This window comes from Aeromicrobium sp. PFPM2_SD2, from assembly GCF_057364525.1.
This window is the reverse complement of sequence record NZ_JBNFNZ010000589.1, coordinates 1-1,251: the sequence shown is the minus strand read 5'-3', so window position 1 is coordinate 1,251 and position 1,251 is coordinate 1. Positions and strand designations below refer to the sequence as shown.

The following is a 1,251-nucleotide window of genomic DNA, read 5'->3' as shown; positions in this document are numbered from 1 at the left end:
GGGCGGCGACGCGCTCGACGACGTCATCGACGCCTGGTCGCGGACCTGCCCTGGGACGCGCGCATCGGGGACGCTCAGCGGCGGGGCAGCGGCGCCGGGTCGCCCTGGCGTCGCTGCTGGTCGGCGAGTGGGACGTGCTGTTCCTCGACGAGCCGACCAACCACCTCGACGTCGAGGGCGTCGCCTGGCTGGCCGAGCACCTCAAGCGCCGCTGGGCGCCCAGCGCCGGCGGCCTGCTGGTCGTCACCCACGACCGGTGGTTCCTCGACGAGGTCTGCACGAGCACCTGGGAGGTGCACGACGGGATCGTGGAGCCGTTCGAGGGCGGCTACGCGGCGTACGTCCTGCAGCGGATCGAGCGCGACCGCCAGGCCGCGGCGATCGAGTCCAAGCGGCAGAACCTCATGCGCAAGGAGCTGGCCTGGCTGCGCCGCGGCGCGCCCGCGCGCACGTCCAAGCCGAAGTTCCGCATCGACGCGGCCAACGAGCTGATCGAGCGCGAGCCGCCCGTGCGCGACGCCGTCGAGCTGCAGCAGCTGGCCACGGCGCGCCTGGGCAAGGACGTCGTCGACCTGCTCGACGTCTCGGTGGCCTACGGCGACAAGGTCGTGCTGCGCGACGTCGAGTGGCGCATCGGTCCCGGTGAGCGCACCGGCATCCTCGGCGTCAACGGCGCGGGCAAGAGCACGCTGCTCGGGCTGGTCTCCGGCGTCGTCCAGCCGACGTCGGGCCGGGTCAAGCGGGGCAAGACCGTGCGCATCGCCGTCCTGACCCAGGCGCTGACCGAGCTGGACGAGGTGCTCGACGACCGGGTGAGCGACGTCGTGGGCCGCCAGCGCGCCACCTACGTGGCCGGCGGCAAGGAGATGACGCCCGGCCAGCTGCTCGAGCGGCTCGGGTTCTCCAACGCCCAGCTCTCCACGCCGGTCAAGGACCTGTCCGGCGGGCAGAAGCGGCGCCTGCAGCTGCTGCTCATCCTGCTCGACGAGCCGAACGTGCTCATCCTCGACGAGCCGACCAACGACCTGGACACCGACATGCTGGCCGCGATCGAGGACCTGCTCGACACCTGGCCGGGCACGCTGCTCGTCGTCTCGCACGACCGGTACCTGCTCGAGCGCGTGACCGACCAGCAGTACGCGGTGCTGGACGGCGGGCTTCGCCATCTGCCCGGCGGGGTGGAGGAGTACCTGCGGCTGCGCTCGCTCTCGCGCGAGCTCTCGGCGGCACCGGCGCCGGCCGCGGCCGCCG

Annotated in this window: 1 protein-coding gene; it reads left to right on the top strand. The window is 73.1% G+C overall.

The features are described from left to right. Positions 1 to 134: 134 nt before the first annotated feature. Positions 135 to 1,251 (top strand): ABC-F family ATP-binding cassette domain-containing protein (locus AC2W7G_RS16620; protein WP_485869413.1); only part of this gene is annotated, 1,117 nt, incomplete at its 3' end.